At 65.9% G+C, this 21380-nt stretch carries 15 protein-coding genes; 6 read left to right on the top strand and 9 right to left on the bottom strand.

Annotated features, from left to right (window positions below; genetic code table 11):
• The first annotated feature begins 48 nt into the window (after window positions 1-48).
• The 4 genes from IB273_RS09790 to IB273_RS09775 all read left to right on the top strand — a co-directional run bounded on the left by IB273_RS09790 (window position 49) and on the right by IB273_RS09775 (window position 4975).
• Complete coding sequence (locus IB273_RS09790) at window positions 49-2007, top strand: methyl-accepting chemotaxis protein (RefSeq protein ID WP_192223968.1); 1959 nt, start codon at window positions 49-51, stop codon at window positions 2005-2007.
• 163 nt (window positions 2008-2170) lie between these two features.
• Complete coding sequence (locus IB273_RS09785; protein WP_192223967.1) at window positions 2171-3118, top strand: ornithine cyclodeaminase family protein; 948 nt, start codon at window positions 2171-2173, stop codon at window positions 3116-3118.
• Window positions 3119-3131: 13 nt separating this feature from the next.
• Entirely contained in the window at window positions 3132-4262 is a 1131-nt protein-coding gene (locus tag IB273_RS09780; protein WP_192223966.1) for an NAD(P)/FAD-dependent oxidoreductase, read from the top strand.
• A gap of 89 nt (window positions 4263-4351) precedes the next feature.
• Window positions 4352-4975 (top strand): transcriptional regulator, encoded by a 624-nt coding sequence (locus IB273_RS09775; protein ID WP_081516125.1) that lies wholly within the window; start codon window positions 4352-4354, stop codon window positions 4973-4975.
• A gap of 403 nt (window positions 4976-5378) precedes the next feature.
• Here IB273_RS09775 and IB273_RS09770 read toward each other — a convergent pair whose 3' ends face one another.
• The 9 genes from IB273_RS09770 to IB273_RS09730 form a co-directional block, all read right to left on the bottom strand.
• Window positions 5379-6155 (bottom strand): ABC transporter substrate-binding protein, encoded by a 777-nt coding sequence (locus IB273_RS09770; protein WP_081516127.1) that lies wholly within the window; start codon window positions 6153-6155, stop codon window positions 5379-5381.
• A gap of 753 nt (window positions 6156-6908) precedes the next feature.
• A complete protein-coding gene (gene moaA / locus IB273_RS09765) occupies window positions 6909-7895 on the bottom strand; it encodes a GTP 3',8-cyclase MoaA (RefSeq protein ID WP_151188176.1) in 987 nt (328 codons plus the stop codon).
• A 116-nt stretch (window positions 7896-8011) separates the two neighbouring features.
• Entirely contained in the window at window positions 8012-8830 is an 819-nt protein-coding gene (locus IB273_RS09760; RefSeq protein WP_192223965.1) for a peptidylprolyl isomerase, read from the bottom strand.
• Between the two features lie 103 nt (window positions 8831-8933).
• On the bottom strand, window positions 8934-9620 hold the full coding sequence (gene narI, locus IB273_RS09755; protein ID WP_081516133.1) for a respiratory nitrate reductase subunit gamma: 687 nt from the start codon (window positions 9618-9620) through the stop codon (window positions 8934-8936).
• Window positions 9621-9622: 2 nt separating this feature from the next.
• A complete protein-coding gene (gene narJ, locus IB273_RS09750; protein ID WP_192223964.1) occupies window positions 9623-10363 on the bottom strand; it encodes a nitrate reductase molybdenum cofactor assembly chaperone in 741 nt (246 codons plus the stop codon).
• Between the two features lie 5 nt (window positions 10364-10368).
• Entirely contained in the window at window positions 10369-11904 is a 1536-nt protein-coding gene (gene narH, locus IB273_RS09745; RefSeq protein ID WP_151188179.1) for a nitrate reductase subunit beta, read from the bottom strand.
• An 11-nt stretch (window positions 11905-11915) separates the two neighbouring features.
• Entirely contained in the window at window positions 11916-15695 is a 3780-nt protein-coding gene (locus tag IB273_RS09740) for a nitrate reductase subunit alpha (RefSeq protein ID WP_192223963.1), read from the bottom strand.
• A 95-nt stretch (window positions 15696-15790) separates the two neighbouring features.
• Window positions 15791-17194, bottom strand: a complete 1404-nt coding sequence (locus tag IB273_RS09735; RefSeq protein WP_192223962.1) for a NarK family nitrate/nitrite MFS transporter — start codon at window positions 17192-17194, stop codon at window positions 15791-15793.
• Window positions 17195-17206: 12 nt separating this feature from the next.
• The gene (locus tag IB273_RS09730; RefSeq protein ID WP_081516141.1) at window positions 17207-18508 is read right to left on the bottom strand and encodes a nitrate/nitrite transporter; all 1302 of its coding nucleotides are present in this window, start codon (window positions 18506-18508) and stop codon (window positions 17207-17209) included.
• 173 nt (window positions 18509-18681) lie between these two features.
• Here IB273_RS09730 and IB273_RS09725 point away from each other — a divergent pair, with 173 nt between their 5' ends.
• A complete protein-coding gene (locus IB273_RS09725; protein WP_192223961.1) occupies window positions 18682-20544 on the top strand; it encodes a histidine kinase in 1863 nt (620 codons plus the stop codon).
• Complete coding sequence (gene narL, locus IB273_RS09720) at window positions 20541-21194, top strand: two-component system response regulator NarL (RefSeq protein ID WP_192223960.1); 654 nt, start codon at window positions 20541-20543, stop codon at window positions 21192-21194. The genes IB273_RS09725 and narL overlap by 4 nt, the downstream gene beginning before the upstream one ends.
• Window positions 21195-21380 lie beyond the last annotated feature (186 nt).

Raw genomic sequence — 21380 nt, 5'->3', positions numbered from 1 at the left:
CTTGCAAAGCACGCGAGAACAATTCCAAGAACTCGTCGGAATCCTCCCATGCCCTTGCGCGCCAAACTTGCTCTGAGTTTCCTCTCGGTCGGCCTGATCCCCGTGCTGGTGATGGCCATCGTGGTCTATCTCCAGGCCAGCCGTGCCCTCGAAGAACAAAGCCTGAACGCCCTGGAGGCGGTCGCCAGCATCAAGCAGCGGCAGCTGATGGACGCCTGGAAGGCCCGTAACGACCAGCTCAGCAGCCTCGCCACCAACCTGGGCAGCAACTACGCGGGTCTGGACAGCGAGTCCCTGGTGACCACCGCCAACTACGACCGCCCGGTGTTCGAGAACTTCATCAAGACCTTCGGCTACCGCGAACTGCGTCTGGTGGCCGGCGACGGCAAGGTGGTGTTCAGCCTCGGCCGTGGCGTCGACTACCAGCAGAACATCGGCGATCCGCAGTGGCGCGACACGCCGTTCGGCCAGTTCATCCGCAAGGCGCTGGACAGCGGCAAGGCCAGCATCAGCGACCTGGAGCAGGCGCCCAACGACCAGCAGCCGGTGCAATGGCTGGCCGCGCCGATCAAGGACAATGGCAAGCTGCAACTGCTGCTGGTGCTGGAACTGCCGCTCGCCTCGATCAACGAAGTGATGCAGAACCGCCAGGGCCTGGGCGACGACGGCGAGACCTACCTGGTCGGCGGCGACGGCAGCCTGCGCTCGGACTCGGTGCGCTTTGCCGATCACCACGTACGCCGCGACAAGGAAAGCCCCACCGCCCTGCCCGGCCAGGCCATCGAGAAAGCCCTGGCCGGCGAGCAGGGTCGTCTTTCCGAGACGGGCCTGAGCAACGAGCCGGCGCTCAAGTCCTTCGTCCCGCTGAACCTGGACGGCCTGCACTGGGCGCTGGTGGCGGAAATGGACCAGGACCAGGCCTTCGCCCCGGTGCGCAAGCTGATGTGGCAGATCCTCGTGCTCGGCGTGCTGACCCTGTTCGGCGTCGCCGCCGGCACCTGGCTGGTCAGCCGCAGCGTGATGCGCCCGCTGGGTGGCGAGCCGGCCAGCATGGCCGCCCTGGCCCAGCGCCTGGCCAGCGGCGAGCTGCGCCTGAGCGACGACGCCAGCGCCAGCAGCGGCCTGATGCAGGCCCTGCGCGAGATGACCACGGCCTGGCGCCAGGTGGTCGAGCGTCTGCGCCAGGCCAGCGAGGCCGTGGGTGACGCCAGCGGCGACATCCTCGACGCCGCCGGGCGCACCAGCCATCACCTCGACCAGCAGCAGGAAGCGCTGGAAATGGTGGTCAGTGCCGTCGACCAGATGGCCGCCACCGTGCAGGAAATCGCCGGCAGCGCCAGCCGCAGTGCAGACGGCAGCGCCGCCGCGCGACAGGCCTTCGTCGCCATGCAGGGCACCCTGCAACACATGATTGGCCGCCAGGACCAACTGCTGGTCGGCCTGCGCCAGGCCGATGGCGTGGTGCAGACCCTGGCCGGCGAGAGCCAGCAGATCGGCTCGGTGCTGGACGTGATCCGCTCCATCGCCGAACAGACCAACCTGCTTGCCCTCAACGCCGCCATCGAAGCCGCCCGCGCCGGTGAGGCGGGTCGGGGGTTCGCCGTGGTCGCCGACGAGGTGCGCAGCCTGGCCCAGCGCACCCGCAGCGCTACCGACGAGATCGTCGCCATCGTCGGCAGCCTGGGCGACTCCTCCGTCCAGGCGCAGTCGAGCATGAGCGGCGCCAGCGAACAGGCCCATACCCTGGAGCAGGACACCCAGGCCGTGCTGGAAGCCCTCGGCGCGCTGGATGATTCGCTGCAGGGCGTGCATGCCATGGCCTTCCAGATCGCCGCCGCCGCCGAACAGCAGGCCGCCACGACCCAGGAAGTGAACCAGCACATGCACCGCCTGAGCGACATGACCGTGGAAAACCGCAAGACCGCCGCGCACACCCGCGACTGCGGCGAGCACCTGCGCCGCGTGGCCGGCAGCCAGGAAGAACTGGTGGCGCAGTTCAAGCTGTAAGTTGCGTCATTCCCTGTAGGAGCGGGCCCATGGGGCGCTCCTACAGGCCAGCACTACCGGTTTGAGCCCCGCGAAAACGCATACACCACCCGACCACCTACCCTTGCCGATCAAGACAATAGAGTCCAGAATGGAAAAATAAATCCACACCTGGAGTCTCACCATGTCCGCCGCCACGCCTTTCACCCTCAACCAGGCTGACGCCGAACGCCTGCTGGCACAGGTCGACGTGCTCCAGGCGATGCGCGACATGTTCGTCGAGCTGGCCGCTGGCAGCGCCGTGCAGCCGGCACAGCAACTGGTGGAGTTCCCCAACGGCGGTGGCGACTTCATCAACTACCTGGGCGTGCTGGCCTCGCAGAAGGTCTACGGCGTGAAGACATCGCCGTACATCGTGCGCCAGCCCAAGTCGCTGGTCACCGCATGGAGCCTGCTGATGTCCATGGACAGCGGCCAGCCGCTGCTGCTGTGCGACGCCGGCAGCCTGACCACCGCGCGCACCGCCGCCACCACCGCCCTGGCGGTGCAGGAGCTGGCCCGCCCGGACGCCAGGCGTCTGGCCATCGTCGGCAGCGGCCCGGTCGCCCGTGCACACCTGCGCTACGCGGCCGGCCTGCGTGACTGGCAGAGCATCCGCGTCTACTCGCCGAACCTGAGCGCTGGCGTGCTGGCCCAGTTCGGCGCCATCGATTCCCGCGCCGAACCGGCCACCAGTGTCGAAGCCGCCGTGGCCGACGCCGACGTGGTGCTGCTGTGCACCTCCTCCGGCACCCCGGTGCTCGATCCGGCGATCCTGACCAAGCCGGCGCTGATCACCTCCATCAGCACCAACGTCGCCCGCGCCCACGAAGTGCCACCGCAGTCGCTGGCGCAGATGGACGTGTACTGCGACTACCGCGCCACCACCCCGGCGTCCGCCGGCGAGATGCGCCTGGCCCGCGACGAGCACGGCTGGGACGGTGCCATCCGTGGCGACCTGCCGGAACTGGTCAGCGGCCAGGCCGGCAAACCGGACTACCAGCGCCACGCCTTCTTCCGCTCCATCGGCCTGGGCCTGGAAGACGTCGCCCTGGCCAATGCGCTCTACCATCTGCAACGCAAGAACGCCTGAGCCGGAGACGAACATGATCGAAGTCGACTTCCTCATCATTGGCGGCGGCATCGCCGGCGCCTCCACCGGTTATTTCCTCTCCCGTCACGGCAAGGTCGCCGTGCTGGAGCGCGAGTCCCACGCCGGCTACCACTCCACCGGCCGCTCGGCAGCGCTCTACACCGTCGCCTATGGCACGCCGCAGGTGCGCGCCCTCACCGCCGCCAGCCGCGCCTTCTTCGACAACCCGCCCGAGGGCTTCGCCGAACACCCGATCCTCACCCCGCGCGGGGAGATGACCGTGGACTTCGAAGGCAACCCGGAAGAGCTCCAGCGCCAGTTCGCCAGCGCCCGCGACAGCGTGCCGGAAATGCGCCTGCTGGATGCCGACGAAGCCTGCGCCATCGTCCCGGTGCTGCGCCGCGAGAAAGTCCACGGTGCGATGCTCGACCCCAGCGCCGCCGATATCGACACCGACGGCCTGCTGCAGGGCTATCTGCGCGGCATCCGCCGCAACGGCGGCAGCGTGCAGCTGGACAGCGAAGCCCTGGAGATCAGTCGCATCGACGACGCCTGGGAAGTGCGCTGCGCACAGCAGACCTACCGAGCGCCGGTGCTGGTCAACGCCGCTGGCAGCTGGTCCGACAAGATCGCCGAACTGGCCGGCGCCACTCCCCTTGGCCTCACGCCCAAGCGCCGCGCCGCCTTCCTGTTCAGCCCGCCGGAGGGTGTCGACAGCCACGCCTGGCCGGTGCTGGTGAGCCTGGATGAATCCTTCTACTTCAAGCCCGACGCCGGCATGCTGCTCGGCTCGCCGGCCAACGCCGACCCGGTGGAGCCCCACGACGTGCAGCCCGAAGAGCTGGACATCGCCCTGGGCATCTACCAGATCGAGGAGCACACCACCCTCAGCATCCGCCGCCCGAGCCACACCTGGGCGGGCCTGCGTTCGTTCTTCGCCGATGGCGACCTGGTGTCCGGCTATGACCCGGCCACGCCCGACCTGTACTGGGTCGCAGGGCAAGGCGGCTATGGCATCCAGACCTCGGCGGCGATGGGCGAGGCCAGCGCCGCGCTGATCCGCCGCGAGGCCCTGCCCGAGCACCTCACCCGCCATGGCCTCACCGCCGAAATGCTGTCCCCGGCGCGCCTGCTGGCCGAGTGAGCCGTCGTTCGTGACAGCCTGCGGGCGCTTGCGGCACACTCGCCAGCGCCCGTGCCATCGCCCGCCTAATCGCCCCGAGAGCCTTGCCCATGACCGCCGCTGATCCGCTGGACAACTACAAGGCCATCGCCGACGCCATCGCCGCGCTGTTCTTCCCCCACGCCGAAGTGGTCATCCACGACCTGCGCAACCAGCGCGTGGCCTACCTGGCGAACAACATCTCCAAACGCGAGATCGGCGACGACTCGGCGCTGGAAGACATGCTCGAAGGCGGCAGCGAGGAGCGCAACATCGGTCCCTACGAGAAACTCAACTGGGACGGCCAGAAGATCCGCTCCATCAGCACCGTGCTGCGCGACGGCAAGGGCGAACCACTGGCGGTGTTGTGCATCAACCTCAACATCACCCTGTTCGAGACCGCCAAGGCGGCGCTCGACCTGTTCCTCTCCTCCAGCAAGGTCATCCCGCAACCGGACGCGCTGTTCCGCGACGACTGGCAGGAGCGCATCAACACCTTCCTGCACGGCTGGCTGCAGCAGCGCCAGCTGAGCCTCTCCACCCTCAGCCGCGACCACAAGCGCGAACTGGTCCTGGCGCTGCATGCCGAGGGCGCGTTCAAGGGCAAGAGCGCGGCGAACTACGTGGCCAACGTCCTGAACATGGGCCGCGCGACGGTGTACAAGCACCTGAAGGAGTTGAAGGAGGAGGTCTGAGCGGCTTGCCTCTCAACCTGCAGGACGGGCGGGGGCGCCTAGCCCATGCCCGCGATGGGCCCCATGGGGCGCGCCTGCCAGTCGCTTTCGGTATTCCCCGCCATGATGTGAACCCGCCTGAAACGTCGGCTCTGCCGACGGATCGCGGGCATGTCCCGCTCATACAGGGGACGTCGCCGGCGACGCTTTCGTAGGATGGTGTGGAGCACAGCGATACCCATGCTGACGGTGCACGGGAAATGATGGGTATCGCTTCGCTCCACACCATCCTACGTTCGTGCTCCGCCGTGAGGTGGACGTGGGTGGGCGCTCGGATCGCGGGCATGGCCCGCTCCTACAGGAAGGCGCCGGCGCAACGAAAAAGGCCGCCCGAAGGCGGCCTTTTCCATGACTCGGCGGAGGATCAATCGCCGTAGATATCGCTCTTGAAGTACTTGCCCTCGATGGCCTTGTACTTGCCATTGGCGCGCAGCGCGTCGATGGCGGCGTTGAGCTGGCCGACCAGCTCGGTGTTGCCCTTGCGCACTGCAATACCAGCGCCCTCGCCGAAGTATTTCGGGTCCTTGAACTCCGGCCCGATGAAGGCGAAGCCCTTGCCGCGCGGGGTTTCCAGGAAACCGATCTCCAGTGGGATGGAGTCGGCGAAGGTACCGTCCAGGCGGCCCGCCAGCAGGTCCAGGTAGATCTCGTCCTGGCTGGTGTAGCGCACCACGTTGGCGCCGGCCTTGCCCAGTACCTCGGTGGCGAAGCGGTCAGCCGTGGAGCCGCGCTGCACGCCGATGTTCTTGCCCTTGAGCTGGCTGAACTGCTCGTCCAGCTGCGAGCCTTCCTTCATCACCAGGCGGCCCGGGGTGAAGTAGTACTTGTGGGTGAAGTCCACCGAGTGCTTGCGCTCTTCGGTGATGGTGATGGAGGACAGTGCGGCGTCGATCTTGCGCACTTTCAACGAGGGGATCAGGCCGTCGTATTCCTGCTCGACCCACTGGCACTTGCGCTTCATCTCTTCGCACAGCGCATTGCCTATGTCGTAGTCGAAGCCGGCGATGCCGCCTTCCGGGGTCTTGTAGGCGAAGGGCGGGTAGGCGGCTTCGATGCCGATGCGCAGCGGCTTGTCGTCGGCGTGGGAGAAGGTGGCGAAGGCGGCCAACATCAGGCCGCCCAGCAGGGCTTTGCGATTCATCGATGAACTCCGTTGTGTGGTCGCCGGGGCGAGCGCCGGCCGGTACATCCTGGCAGTGAGTACGGCATGTCTGGGTTCGTCCAGGGGCGCAACGCGGGAGGTTGCGGCGGCATTGCCTTGCCCTGACCCAGGCGAACGACTTCTTGTTCTGGCTTGTTCTGCTCCGTCCACGCGCGGGCGCGCGTAAACTTAAAATCCAATCTGGACTAAAAAGTACACAACGTCAATCGCCCCTGCCGCGGTCGCGACAGTAGGGCGCATAACGCCCCAAGCGTTATCCGCCGCGTTTGGCCATCGGCGCCGGGACGGCGGATACAGCGTTCCGCTTTATCCGCCCTGCGGGTGTGCGGAGGTCTACTGCGGCAGGGCGGCGCACTCTCCTTTGCGGCCGGGCCGCTACTCCTTCGGAGGGATGTGGCGCAGCGCACTGCAGCCTTAGTCTGGAAGCGTTCCGAAGCGATCCGAGGAGGATTCGAAACGATTCTTTCGCATGATTTACCGTAGCTTCCACGGTTATACATTTGGCAGATGCCCGAAGCCCCCGCGATACGCTCATGTCGCAGGGGCTTTTTTATGCCTGACTATTTTGGTGCCCAAGAAACCCGCGACCGACCTGTAGGAGCGCGCCGTGCGCGCGATCGCGGGCATGGCCCGCTCCTACGAGTGGGCGCTCGGAGTCGTTTATCCGCTCCGGGGGATGTTTAGGAACGCAAGGCAAGAGGCGGGCGCGAGGCCCGCCGAGGGAGGTCGGTTTCAGCCGCCGCTGAGGTTCATGAAGCGCAGCACCTGCACATCGCCGACGGTGAATTCGTGGCGCGCCGGCTTGCGCTGCAGGGCGCCGCGCAGGGCTTCGAGGATGGGTTCGTCGTGCAGCGGATGGCGGCGCAGCAGCCCGCGCAGGTCCAGGGAGTTCTCGTGGCCCAGGCACAGCAGCAGCCGGCCTTCGGCAGTCAGGCGCAGGCGATTGCAGGTGGAGCAGAAGTTGTGCGAGTGCGGCGAAATGAAGCCGATGCGCGTGCCCGGATGCTGCGCCAGGCGCACGTAGCGCGCCGGACCGCCACTGTGTTCGGCGCTATCCAGCAGCTCGTGCTGCTCGGCGATCAGCGCGCGGACCTCGTCGCTGGAGCAGAAGCTCTCCTCGCGCTCGCGGCCGACCTGGCCCAGCGGCATCTCCTCGATGAAGCTGATGTCCAGCCCGTGGGCGATGGCGTAATCCACCAGCGCCGGCACTTCGTCGGCGTTGCGCCCCTTCATCACCACGCAGTTCAGCTTGATGTGCTCGAACCCGGCTTGCTGGGCGGCGTCGATGCCACGCAGCACCTGCTCCAGGCGCCCGGTGCGGGTGATGGCGGCGAAGCGTTGTGCATCGAGGGTATCGAGACTGATGTTCAGGCGGGTCAGGCCGGCAGCATGCAGATCACCGGCCAGTTTGCTGAGCTGCGAGCCGTTGCTGGTCATGCACAGTTCGCGCAGGCCGGGCAACGCCGCGAGGCGTTCACAGAGATGGACGATGCCAGGGCGCACCAGCGGTTCGCCGCCGGTGAGGCGCAGCTTCTTCACGCCACGCTCGACGAAGAGGCGCGCTACCCGTTCGATCTCTTCCAGGGTGAGCACCTGCTGACGAGGCAGGAAGCGCATGTTCTCCGACATGCAGTAGACGCAGCGAAAGTCGCAGCGGTCGGTTACGGACAGGCGCAGGTAGTCGATCTTGCGACCCTGGCCGTCGATCCATTCGGACATGGTGTTTCACTCCGGCCGGCCTTCACTATCCACGGTGAAAGCCGAAATTCATGGCCGTTCCCGAAGCCCCTCTCTCCTCTGGGGGAGGAATTGGGAGAGAGGGGCCCGGAACCGGTTCACTGCACCAGCGGCGACTCTGCTCCGTCGAAGACGAAGCCGTCGATCTGCGCTTCGCCGGCCAGCACGCTGATGTACTGGCTGACCGCGCGCTGCAGCACCTGGGCGCGCAGGTAGGCGGCGATGCGCGGACGCGCCTGCGCGAAGTCCAGCGGCTCGCCGCCATCACGCTCGATCAGCTCGACCACGTGCAGGCCGTAGCGGCTTTCCAGCGGATGACCGAGCAGGCCGGGTTGCTGTTGCAGCAGGCGTTTCTCGAACTCGGGGACGGTCTGTCCCGGTTCGATCCAGCCCAGGTCACCGCCGTCGTCCTTGGACGGGCAGTCGGAGAAGCGCATCGCCTTCTCAGCGAAACGCTCGGGGTGTTCACGCAGTTCGGCCAGCAGCTCCTCGGCCTGTTCGCGGGCCTTGGCGCGGCCTTCCAGGTCGTCCGGCGCGCAGCCCAGCAGCACATGGCGCAGGCGCATGCGCCAGGGCGCGGTCAGGCGGGTGGGGTTGGCTTCGTACCATTGGCGGCAGCTGGCCTCGTCGGCTTCGGGCACGCCGACTTCACGGTCGATCAGGGCGCGGATGCGCGCTTCTTCCGGGGCCTCGCCCTCTTCCGCGTCGGCCGCCAGACCCAGCGCGTCAGCGCGCTGCACCAGCAACTGGCGAACCACCAGCGCACGGCAGGCGGAGTACAGCGCCTCGGCGTGGCTGGACGCGGGATGGTACTGCAGCTCGCGGGCCAGTTCGTCCTCGGCGATGGCGACGCCGTTGACGGAGATGGCAGGCAGGTCGACGTGTTCGACCTTGGATTCGTAGTGGGAGCAACTCATTTCGCTTACCTCCGGTAACCCTCTCCCCTGCCCTCTCCCTGAAGGGAGAGGGGGAAGAGCTTCAGGTGGGGCGGACGGCGCGCCAGCGCCATCCGCCGCTTCATCACGCTGCGCGACGCTTGGTGCGGACCACCTGGTAGCGGCGGCCGAAGTACCACACCGGGGCGCTGACGATGTGCACCAGACGGGTGAAGGGGAACAGCACGAACAGGGTCAGGCCGAGGGTCACGTGCAGCTTGTAGACCAGCGAGACCGGCGCGATCGCTTCGGCGGCGGCCAGCGGCTGGAAGGTGACGATGGACTGTGCCCAGTTGGCCAGCATGACCATCACCGAACCATCCAGGTGATGGGTGGAGGCGACGATGGTGGACAGGCCGAGGATCAGCTGGACATAGAGCACCAGCAGGATCATCAGGTCCGACGCGTTGCCTGTGGCGCGTACACGGTCATTGGTCAGGCGGCGCAGGATCAGGCCGGTCAGGCCGATGAAGCAGAGGATGCCGAAAAAGCCGCCGGAAACCATCGCCAGCAGTTGCTTCTGCTCGGTGCTGATCAGGTGCTCGTAGACCGAGTGCGGGGTCAGCAGGCCAACGAAGTGACCGGCGAGGATGAACAGCACACCGACGTGGAACAGGTTGCTGTAAACGCGCATGCCCTTCTTGCTCAGCATCTGGCTGGAGCCGGCTTTCCAGGTGTATTGCGAGAGGTCGAAGCGCGCCCAGCTGCCGATCAGGCAGATAGCGAGCGCGACGTAGGGATAGATCCCGAACGCTAGAAGATCGAGGGACATGTTCAGACTCCTTCTCTGGCCGCCCGGTACTGCATCTGCGGCACCGGCTGGGCGACCCACTGCATGGGTTGTTCTGCGGCGGAGGAAATCCGCCGGGCGCTGGTGGACGGGCAACCGACGGCGGGTTCGGTAAAGCTCACCGGGGTTTCCTCCCAGGCCTTGTCGATGGCTTCCAGGCTGTCGTCGCGCACTTCCTGCTCACGGTCGCGCTTGAGCGCGCCGAGGTCGGGCTGCTCGCCGGACAGCTCCAGCAGGCTGTTGAAGATCGCCGCGTAGCTGCTGCCGCGCTCTTCCAGGCGCAGGGCGATCAGCGCGAGGATGTGGGCGACTTCGGCGAGGCCCACACGGGCCGACTCGGCGTTCTGCAGGGCGAGGAACTCCAGGTACAGCGGCAGGTAGTCCGGCAGCTCGTTGACGTCGATGACCAGGCCCGCCTGGGTGTAGCGGTCCATCAGGTCGACCATCGCCTGGCCACGGTCACGGCTTTCGCCGTGCACGTGTTCGAACAGCAGCAGGGAGACCGAGCGACCGCGCTCGAACAGCCCGTCGTAACGGGCCTGGACGTCGAGGATGTCGCCCTTGCACAGCTCGTTGAGCAGCGCGGCGAGGCCGTCGCGCTGCTTTTCCGAGAGGTCGCAGGTGCGGATCAGGGCATGCAGCGCCAGGCTTTCCTCGCGCAGTTCGACGCGCGGGTAATCCAGCATCAGCGCGCTGAGCTTGAGCAGTTGGCTATGAGTGTCCATATCGATCACTCCTGTATCTGCACGGTCTGGATGACGTTGCGCTTGTCCACGGCCTTGCCGCCGAACAGGTTCACGCCGGAGTTGCTGGAGCAACCGTTGCCGAAGCTGAAGCCACAACCCGAACGCTCGGCGAAGGCATCCGACAGCGCTTCTTCACGGTGCGCAGTGGGGATGACGAAGCGGTCTTCGTAGTTGGCGATCGCCAGGTAGCGATACATCTCTTCCACCTGGTTCACGGTCAGGCCGACCTTCTTCAGCACTTCCAGGTCCTGCTTGCCTTCCACGTGCTCGGAGCGCTTGTAGGCACGCATGGCCAGCAGGCGCTTGAGCGCCAGCAGCACCGGGGCGGTGTCGCCAGCGGTCAGCAGGTTGGCCAGGTACTGCACGGGAATGCGCAGGGACTCGACGTCCGGGATCACGCCATCGTTGCCGATGTGGCCTTCGGAGGCGGCGTTCTGGATCGGCGACAGCGGCGGCACGTACCAGACCATCGGCAGCGTGCGGTATTCCGGGTGCAGCGGCAGGGCCAGCTTCCAGTCCATGGCCAGCTTGTACACCGGCGATTTCTGTGCGGACTCGATGACGCTGTCCGGTACGCCGTCCTTGCGGGCCTGCTCGATCACTTTCGGGTCGAACGGATCGAGGAAGATCTCCAGCTGCTTCTGGTACAGCTCGCGCTCGTTCTCGCAGGTGGCCACTTCGTGGATGCGGTCGGCGTCATACAGCAGCACGCCGAGGTAGCGGATGCGGCCCACGCAGGTTTCCGAGCAGACGGTCGGCTGGCCGGCCTCGATGCGGGGGTAGCAGAAGATGCACTTCTCGGATTTGCCGCTCTTCCAGTTGAAGTAGATCTTCTTGTACGGGCAGCCGCTGATGCACATGCGCCAGCCGCGGCACTTGTCCTGGTCGATCAGGACGATGCCGTCTTCCTCGCGCTTGTAGATCGCACCGCTCGGGCAGGAGGCCACGCACGCCGGGTTCAGGCAGTGCTCGCAAAGGCGCGGCAGGTACATCATGAAGGTGTTTTCGTACTCACCGTAGATGTCCGCCTGGACCTGGTCGAAGTTCTTGTCCTTGCGGCGCTTGGCGAACTCGGTACCGAGGATTTCCTCCCAGTTGGGGCCCCACTCGATCTTCTGCATGCGCTGGCCGGAAACCAGCGAGCGCGGACGGGCGACCGGCTGGTGCTGGGCCTTGGGTGCGGTGTGCAGGTGCTGGTAGTCGAAGTCGAAGGGCTCGTAGTAGTCATCGATTTCCGGCAGGTCCGGGTTGGCGAAGATGTTCGCCAGCACGCGGAACTTGCCGCCGATGCGCGGAACGATGGAGCCGTCGGCATTACGCTTCCAGCCTCCCTTCCACTTCTCCTGGTTCTCCCACTCTTTCGGGTAACCGATGCCGGGCTTGGTTTCGACGTTGTTGAACCAGGCGTACTCGACGCCTTCGCGGCTGGTCCAGACGTTCTTGCAGGTGATGGAGCAGGTGTGGCAACCGATGCATTTGTCGAGGTTCAGCACCATGCCGACTTGCGAACGAATTTTCATGGCAGTAATCCTCAAATGTCCTGGGGCAGCGGTTGCGGCAGAGCGTCACCGCCCAGTCCGCCCTGCTCCGGCTCGTCGAGCCAGTCGACCTTGTTCATCTTGCGCACCACGACGAACTCGTCGCGGTTGCAGCCGACGGTGCCGTAGTAGTTGAAGCCCCACGCCTGCTGGGCATAGCCGCCGATCATGTGGGTGGGCTTGAGGACCACGCGGGTCACCGAGTTGTGGTGGCCGCCGCGGGTGCCGGTGGTTTCGCTGCCCGGCAGGTTCACGATGCGTTCCTGGGCGTGGTACATCATCACCATGCCGTCCTTCACGCGCTGGCTGACCACGGCGCGGCAGGTCGCGGCACCGTTGGCGTTGAAGACCTCGACCCAGTCGTTGTCCTCGATGCCTACGCTTTTCGCGTCGTGCTCGCTCATCCAGATGATCGGGCCACCACGCGACAGGGTGAGCATCAGCAGGTTGTCGCTGTAGGTGGAGTGGATGCCCCACTTCTGGTGCGGGGTGATCCAGTTCAGGGTGATCTCGGCGTGGCCGTTGGGCTTCTTGTTGAACAGCTTGTCGGTGCTGCGGGTGTTGACCGGCGGCCGGTAGCTGACGAAGCCTTCGCCGAAGGCCTGCATCCAGGGGTGATCCTGGTAGAACTGCTGGCGACCGGTGATGGTGCGCCACGGGATCATTTCGTGGACGTTGGTGTAGCCGGCGTTGTAGCTCACGTGCTCATCTTCCAGGCCCGACCAGGTGGGGCTGGAGATGATCTTGCGCGGCTGCGCCTGGACATCGCGGAAGCGGATCTTCTCTTCTTCCTTGGGCAGCGCCAGGTGGGCGTGCTCGCGGCCGGTGAAGACCGACAGGGCCTCCCAGGCCTTCACCGCGACCTGGCCGTTGGTTTCCGGCGCCAGGGCGAGGATCACCTCGGCGGCGTCGATGGCGCTCTCGATGCGCGGACGGCCTTCGCTGATGCCAGTCTCGGTGACCTTGTGGTTCAGCTCGCCAAGCAGCTTGATTTCCTTGTCGGTGTTCCAGCCGATGCCCTTGCCGCCGTTGCCGAGCTTGTCCAGCAGCGGGCCGAGGGAGGTGAACTTCTTGTAGGTGTTGGGGTAGTCACGCTCGACCACGTGCAGGGTCGGCATGGTGCGGCCGGGAACCGGTTCGCACTCGCCCTTCTTCCAGTCGCTGCCGCCGAACGGCTGCGCGAGTTCGTTGGCGGTGTCGTGCAGCAGCGGCACGGTCACCAGGTCCTTCTCCACGCCCAGGTGGCCGACAGAAACCTCGGAGAACTTCTTGGCAATCGCCTTGTAGATCTCCCAGTCGCTCTTGGCTTCCCAGGCCGGGTCGGTGGCGGCCGACAGCGGGTGGATGAAGGGGTGCATGTCGGAGGTGTTGAGGTCGTCCTTCTCGTACCAGGTCGCGGTCGGCAGGACGATGTCCGAGTACATGCAGGTGGAGGACATGCGGAAGTCCAGGGCGGTGACCAGGTCCAGCTTGCCTTCGGCGCCTTCGTCGACCCAGTCGACTTCGCCCGGGCAGGGACCGCCGTCCTTGCCGAGGTCGGCGTTCATCACGCCGTTCTTCGCGCCCAGCAGGTACTTGAGCATGTACTCGTGGCCCTTGCCCGAGGAGCCGAGCAGGTTGGAGCGCCAGATGAACATGTTGCGCGGGAAGTTCTGCGGATCGTCCGGCTGTTCGCTGGCCACGCGCAGGTTGCCGGCCTTGAGTTCGCGGACGACGTAGTCCTGCACCGGGATGCCGGCGCGTTCGGCGTCAGCGGCGATGTGCAGCGGGTTGCGGTTGAGTTGCGGGGCGGACGGCAGCCAGCCCATGCGCTCGGCGCGGATGTTGTAGTCCAGCGCGTGCTCGGGGAACTGCTTGGTGTCGGCCAGCGGCGAGAGCACCTCGTGCATCGAGATCTTCTCGTGGCGCCACTGCGAGCTGTGCAGGTAGAAGAAGCTGGTGCCGTTCATCTGGCGCGGCGGGCGGCTCCAGTCGGTGCCGAAGGCCAGCGGGACCCAGCCGGTCTGCGGACGGAGTTTCTCCTGACCCACGTAGTGCGCCCAGCCGCCACCGCTCTGGCCGATGCAGCCGCACATCATCAGCATGTTGATGACCGCGCGGTAGTTCATGTCCATGTGGTACCAGTGGTTCATCGCCGCGCCGATGATCACCATGGCCTTGCCGTGGGTCTTGTCGGCGCTGTCGGCGAACTCGCGCGCCACCTGGATGGCGCGGGCAGCCGGAACACCGGTGATGCGGGCCTGCCAGGCCGGGGTGTAGGGCACGTCGGCGTCGGTGTAGGAGGCGGCGACGTTGCGACCACCCAGGCCACGGTCGACGCTGTAGTTGGCCATCTGCAGGTCGTACACGGTGGCGACGCGCAGGGTCTGGCCCTCGGCACCGGTCACTTCGCGGAAGGGTACGCGGCGCACCAGCACCTCGTCGTTTTCCACGCCCTTGAAGTGCGGGTGCTCCTGGCCGGCGAAGTATGGGAAGCCCACGTCGCAGGCTTTTTCCGGGCCGTCGATGAGGGTCAGGGCCAGACGGGTTTCACGCTTCTCGCCGCCTTCGGTTTCCTCGATGTTCCACTTGCCCGACTCGCCCCAGCGATAGCCGATGGCGCCTGTGGGCGAAACCAGCTCGCCGGAGATTTCGTCCAGGCCGATGGTCTTCCACTCGGGGTTGTTGTCCTGGCCGAGGTTGTTCGCCAGGTCCGCCGCGCGCAGGTAGCGGGTCGGCTTGAGTACGCCGTCGGTGTGCGGTTCGAGCAGCACCAGCATCGGCATGTCGGTGTACTGGCGGCAGTAGTCGACGAAGTAGGCGCTGGGTTTCTCGAGGTGGAATTCCTTGAGGATGACGTGACCAAAAGCCATACCCAGTGCAGCGTCGGTACCCTGCTTGGGGTTGAGCCAGAGGTCGGTGAGCTTGGCCACTTCGGAGTAGTCCGGGGTGACGGCCACGGTCTTGGTGCCCTTGTAGCGGACTTCGGTGAAGAAGTGCGCGTCGGGGGTGCGGGTCTGCGGGACGTTGGAGCCCCAGGCGATGATGTAGCTGGAGTTGTACCAGTCGGCCGACTCCGGCACGTCGGTCTGCTCGCCCCAGATTTGCGGGCTGGCCGGCGGCAGGTCGCAGTACCAGTCGTAGAAGGACAGGCACACGCCGCCGATCAGCGACAGGTAACGGGCGCCGGCGGCGTAGCTGACCATGGACATGGCCGGGATCGGCGAGAAGCCGACCACGCGGTCCGGGCCGTAGACCTTGGCGGTGTAGACGTTGGCCGCAGCGATGATCTCGGTGACTTCGCTCCAGCTCGAACGGATGAAACCGCCCAGACCGCGCTCGCTCTTGTAGCTCTTGGCCTTGGCCTTGTCCTCGACGATGCTGGCCCAGGCGTCCACCGGGTCGTTGTGGGTGGCGCGGGCTTCACGCCAGAGCTTGAGCAGCGGCTTGCGCACCTTGGGGTACTTCAGGCGGTTGGCGCTGTACATGTACCAGGAGTAGCTGGCGCCACGGGGGCAGCCGCGCGGCTCGTGGTTGGGCAGGTCCGGGCGGGTACGCGGGTAGTCGGTCTGCTGGGTTTCCCAGGTGATCAGGCCATTCTTCACGTAGATCTTCCAGGAGCACGAGCCGGTGCAGTTCACCCCGTGGGTAGAGCGAACGATCTTGTCGTGCTGCCAACGCTGCCGGTAGCTGTTTTCCCAAGCACGGCTTTCGTTGGTGACCTCGCCATGACCATCGGCGAATTCACCCTGCTTCTTCTTGAAGAATTGCAGGCGGTCGAGTAGGTAACTCATCTGTATCTCCTCACCCGGTCTGCGCCGGGCGTTCAAACGCTAATCAAGCTCGCGGAACGGTTTGGCGGCGGGCGCAGGCGCGCCCACCACGGCAATCAGCAGGGGCTCTCGGCCCCCTTGCGCGCATACCACCACCAGGTGGCGACGATGCAGCTCACGTAGTACGCGACGAACACATAGAGGGCGCCCTCGGCGCTGCCGGTCATGGCCAGCGAAGTGCCGAAAGCCTTGGGAATGAAGAAGCCGCCGAAGGCGCCGATGGCAGCGGAGAAACCGATCACCGCCGCTGATTCCATGCTGGCGCTCTTGGCTGCCTGAGCCTCGGTGCAGCTGCCCTGCTTCAGGCGCGCGGCCCACTCGTTGCGGAAGATCACCGGGATCATGCGGAAGGTGCTGCCGTTGCCGATGCCGGCGAAGAAGAACAGCCCGATGAAGGAGCCGAGGAAGCCAAAGAAGCTGCCCGCACCGTTGGCGTCCGGCAGGAAGCTGATCACCGCGAACACCCCGGCGACCATTGCCACGTAGTTCCACAGGGTGATGCGCGCGCCACCGAACTTGTCCGCCAGCCAGCCGCCCAGCGGCCGGCTCAGGGCGCCGACCAGCGGGCCGAGGAAGGCGTACTGCAGCGGGTTGATGTCCGGGAACTGGGTCTTGCTGAGCATGGCGAAGCCGGCGGAGAAGCCGATGAACGAGCCGAAGGTGGCCACGTACAGCCAGCACATCAGCCAGTTGTGCTTGCGCTTGAAGATCACCGCCTGGTCGCGGACGGACGCCTTGGCATCAGCGATGTCGTTCATGCCGAACCAGGCGGCCACGGCCACCACGGCGATGAAGGGCACCCAGATCCAGCCAGCGTTCTGCAGGAACAGGCGACCACCGTCGGACAGCTCCTGCGGCTCACCACCGAAGGCACCGAACAGGCCACCGGCCACGGCCAGCGGTACGGCGAACTGCATCACCGAGACGCCCAGGTTGCCCAGGCCGGCGTTCAGGCCCAGGGCAGTGCCCTGGGAGTTCTTCGGGTAGAAGAAACTGATGTTGGACATGCTCGAGGCGAAGTTGCCGCCGCCGAAACCGCACAGCAGGGCAATGGTCGCGAACACCCAGTACGGGGTGGTCGGGTCCTGCACGGCGAAGCCCAGCCACAGGCAGGGGATCAGCAGCGAGGCGGTGGACAGCGCAGTCCAGCGGCGGCCGCCGAACACCGGCACCATGAAGGAGTAGAACACCCGCAGGGTGGCGCCGGAGATCGATGGCAGCGCGGCGAGCATGAACAGCTGGTCGTTGCTGAAGCTGAAACCGGCGGCGTTCAGGCGCACGGTGACGGTGCTCCAGATCATCCAGACGGCGAAGGCAAGCAGCAGCGCGGGGATCGAGATCCACAGGTTGCGCGCGGCGATGCGCTTGCCGCTGCGCGCCCAGAACTCGGAGTCCTCGGGGCGCCAGTCGATCAGCAGCGGACCGCTGGCGGCTTTGAGTTGGGAGTTGATCATGCCCATGACGGCACTACCTCAGGATTGACGAGAAGGAATGGGAGTGGCGTCGACGTCGGCCGCGTGAGCCTGGCCATCGAGGCGTTGCTGCTGTTTGATCGCGTAGTGCATCCAGACCATGCAAATCACGGTCAGGCCGAACAGCAACATGAAGCAGGAGGAGCGCACGCCGATGTGGTCGGCGGCGTAGCCGAACAGGATGGGCAGGCAGAAGCCGCCGAGGCCGCCGATGACCCCGACCATGCCGCCGACGGTGCCCATGTTCTGCGGGTAGTAGTCGTGGATGATCCGGTACACGCTGGCCTTGCCGAAGCCCTGGGCGATGCCCACGACGAACACCAGGAAGGTGAACAGCCAGACGTTCAGGCCGATGCCGAGGCTGACGTCGCCCTTGATGCCGTGAATGGTCATGGTGGTCGGCGGGTACGAGAGGAAGAACAGGCAGACCAGGCAGATCCAGAACACGCCCCAGTTCACCGCACGGGCGCCGTAGTTGTCGCTGAACCAGCCGCCCAGGGCGCGGATCAGGCCCGACGGCAGGGTAAACAGCATGGTGATGAAGGAAGCGGTGCGCAGGTCCAGGCCGTATTCGGCGATGTAGTACTTGGGCAGCCACAGGGCCAGGGCGACGAAGCCGCCGAAGACGAAGAAGTAGTACAGGCCGAAGCGCCACACGCGCAGCTCGCCCAGCGGCGCCAGTTGCTTGGCCAGGGTCGGGCGCGGACGGCTCGGGTCCGCGTCGCCGCCCTTGGTGTGGGCGGGGTCGGTCCAGGTGCAGAACCAGAACAGCAGCGCGGTCACCAGCATGGCCACCGAGTAGATCTGCGGGACCATGCGCCAGCCGAAGGCGACCACGATCATCGGCGCCACCAGGTTGGTGATCGCCGCACCGGCGTTGCCGGCGCCGAAGATGCCCATGGCGGTGCCCTGGCGTTCCTTCTCGAACCACGAGGAGGTGTAGGCGATGCCCACGGCGAAGGAGCCACCGGCCAGGCCGACGAACAGGCCCAGCACCAGGTAGTGCCAGTAGAGGGTGGCGAAGGCCAGGCCGTAGATCGGGATGGCCACCAGCAGCATGTGGATGAAGAACACGATGCGCCCGCCGAAGCGGTCGGTGATCAAGCCCAGCGGCAGGCGCACCAGCGAACCGGTAAGAATCGGCAGCGCCACCATCAGGCCGAACTGTGCCTCGGACAGGCCCAGCTCTTCCTTGATGCGGATACCGATGATCGAAAACATCGTCCAGACCGCGAAGTTCACGGCGAACGCCAGTGTGCTCATGCCGAGCACGGAGTACTGTTTCTGACGGTGGGACAACATGGCTAAGCTCACTTCCTGACAGCCTTTGCCCGCACGTTAGGTAAGGACTAGCCGCCTTCTCTTGATCGCCATCAATGAGCCAAACGGCGATTCGTGAGCAGATGCGCGCCGCTACCTCCTTGTGGGTATCACTGAAATGAATGCTTAACTCATTGTTTTAAAAGGCATTTCTTATGAATACGGCACACACTGCCGACCCTGCCGGCCACGACCGACTCTTTGTGGGTAGTCCCCCCGCCGGGCGCCCTTCCCTGCGCAAATCCATCGTCGTGCGCTTCGGCTGCTACCTCACGCTGCTGGTATCACTGGCCCTGGCCGGGATGTTCAGCGCCCTGCTGTTCGCCGACTATTCGCACCAGGATGCGGCGGTGATCAACCAGGCCGGCTCGCTGCGGATGCTCACCTACCGCCTGGCGCTGGACCCGTCGCCGATCAACCGCCAGGCCCTGCAATCGACCCTCGCCGCGCGCCTGGACAACGACGAGATCACCCGCCTGTTGCGCCGCTCCGATGCCGACGCGCCGATCCGTCAGCAGCACGACCGGTTGCGCGAGGAACTGCAGAACCTCGACCTCTCCGAAGCCCCGGCCCTGGCCACGCTGGACACCTTCGTCGGGCACATCGACGGCTTCGTCGGCACCCTGCAGCGCAATGCCGAGTACCGCTCGCAGATGCTCAGTACGGTGCAGGGCCTGTGCCTGTTCCTCAGCCTGCTGGTGGTGTTCATCAGCCTCTACGACCTGAGCTACCATGTGGTCGGCCCGCTGCGCGAACTGACCACCACCGCGCGCCGCCTGGGCGAAGGCGACCTCGACGCGCGCGTCAGCAGCAGCGGCGAAGACGAGCTGAGCCAGCTTGGCGAACGCTTCAACCAGATGGCCGCGGAACTGCAGGCCAGCTACCGCGAACTGGAAGCGCGAGTGGAGGACAAGACCCGCGACCTGTCCAACAGCCACCAGCGCCTGGAGCTGCTCTACGACAGCGCCCGCCGCCTGGGCCAGGACCCGTACGACGAGCGCTCGCTGCAGCCGCTGCTGAACCAGCTCGAACGCGTGCTGCAGGCCGGCAAGGTGACGCTGTGCCTGAACAAGGACGGCGTCGAACGCGCCTACTCCTCGCTGACCGCCGACGGCATCACCGGCAGTTTCTGCCTGCAGGGCAACTGCGGCGAGTGCCGCGCCCAGGCCGACCACTGCAACAATCCGATCCGCGGCATCAATCCGCTGCTGATGCAGCCGCTGTCCATCGGCGAGCACCGCTTCGGCGAGCTGTTCATCGAGACCCCCGACGGCCACCTGGAAGACTGGCAACAGCAGTTCGTCGAAGGCTTCTGCGACAACATCGCGCGCACCTTCGCCCTGTCGCTGCAGCAGGAACAGGAGAACCGCCTGGCGCTGTTTGCCGAACGCAGCACCATCGCCCGCGAACTGCACGACTCGCTGGCGCAGTCGCTGTCCTACCTGAAGATCCAGGTCAGCCGCCTGGCCACCCTGCTCAAGCGCGACGTGCCGGTGGAGAAGATCGACGAGACCCTCGACGAGCTGCGCGAGGGCCTCAACAGCGCCTACCGCCAGCTGCGCGAGCTGCTCACCACCTTCCGCCTGAGCCTGGAGCAGTCCAGCCTGGAGGCGGCGCTGGTGAAGACCGTGGAGGAGTTCGGCGAACGCGGAGGCCTGGCCATCGAACTGGACAACCGCCTGGCGCACATTCCGCTCAACCCCAACGAGGAAATCCACATCCTGCAGATCGTCCGCGAGGCGCTGTCCAACGTGGTGCGTCACGCCCAGGCGAAGCAGGCGAAGGTCACCCTCTTCGAGGATGCCGAGGACCAGGTATGCATTACCGTGGACGATGATGGCGTGGGCTTTGACCCAGCGCAGAGCCGCAATGGGCACTATGGGCTTAGCATCATGCGGGAGCGCAGTCAGACCCTGGAAGCCACCTTCAACATCGCCCCGCGCGAGCCTCAGGGCACCCGCGTCAGCGTGCGCTTCGCCCACAAACCCCTGTCGCAATACCCGGAGACCCACCCATGACGGCCACCCCCACCGATGACCGCGCACGCATCCTGCTCGTCGACGACCACCCGATGATGCGCAAGGGCGTCGTCCAGTTGCTGGAGTTCGAAGAGGACCTGCAGGTGGTGGGCGAAGCCGGCAGCGGTGAGGAAGCGCTGCGCATGGCCGCGGAGCTGGAACCGGACATGATCCTGCTCGACCTCAACATGAAGGGCATGACCGGCCTGGATACCCTGCGCGCCATGCGCGAGAACGGCGAAGATGCGCGCATCGTGGTGTTCACCGTCTCCGACGACCGCAACGACGTGATCAACGTGTTGCGCGCCGGCGCCGACGGCTACCTGCTCAAGGACATGGAGCCCGAGCGCCTGCTCGAGCACATCCGCCAGGCCGCCACCGGCCAGCTCACCATCAGCCCGCAGCTGACCCAGGTACTGGCCCAGGCCCTGCGCGGCGACGACCGCCCCAAGGGTATCGATGAGCTCACCGATCGCGAGCGGCAGATCCTCCGCCAGCTCGCCCACGGCTACAGCAACAAGATGATCGCGCGAAAGCTCGACATCACCGAAGGCACGGTGAAGGTCCACGTCAAGCGCGTGCTGCACAAGCTGGGCATGCGCTCGCGCGTCGAGGCGGCGGTGTGGGCGGTGGAGAACCACCTCGTCTGACCGCACTTCCCCCCCCCTACGCAAAGCTGATCCCGTACGTAGGGCGGATAACGCCCCAGGCGTTATCCGCCAACTGCCTGCGACGGCGAATAAAGCGTTCCGCTTTATTCGCCCTACCTACCAGGTAGTAGTCCACTCGCCGACTTGATTCAGATCATGTCGCGACAAGGCGTCGCGGCAGGACAC

The organism is Pseudomonas sp. PDM19 (assembly GCF_014852215.1).
In the GTDB taxonomy this organism is placed as follows: Bacteria; Pseudomonadota; Gammaproteobacteria; order Pseudomonadales; family Pseudomonadaceae; genus Pseudomonas.
The sequence above is the reverse complement of the archived record's forward strand: the minus strand, read 5'-3'. Positions and strand labels throughout refer to the sequence as shown.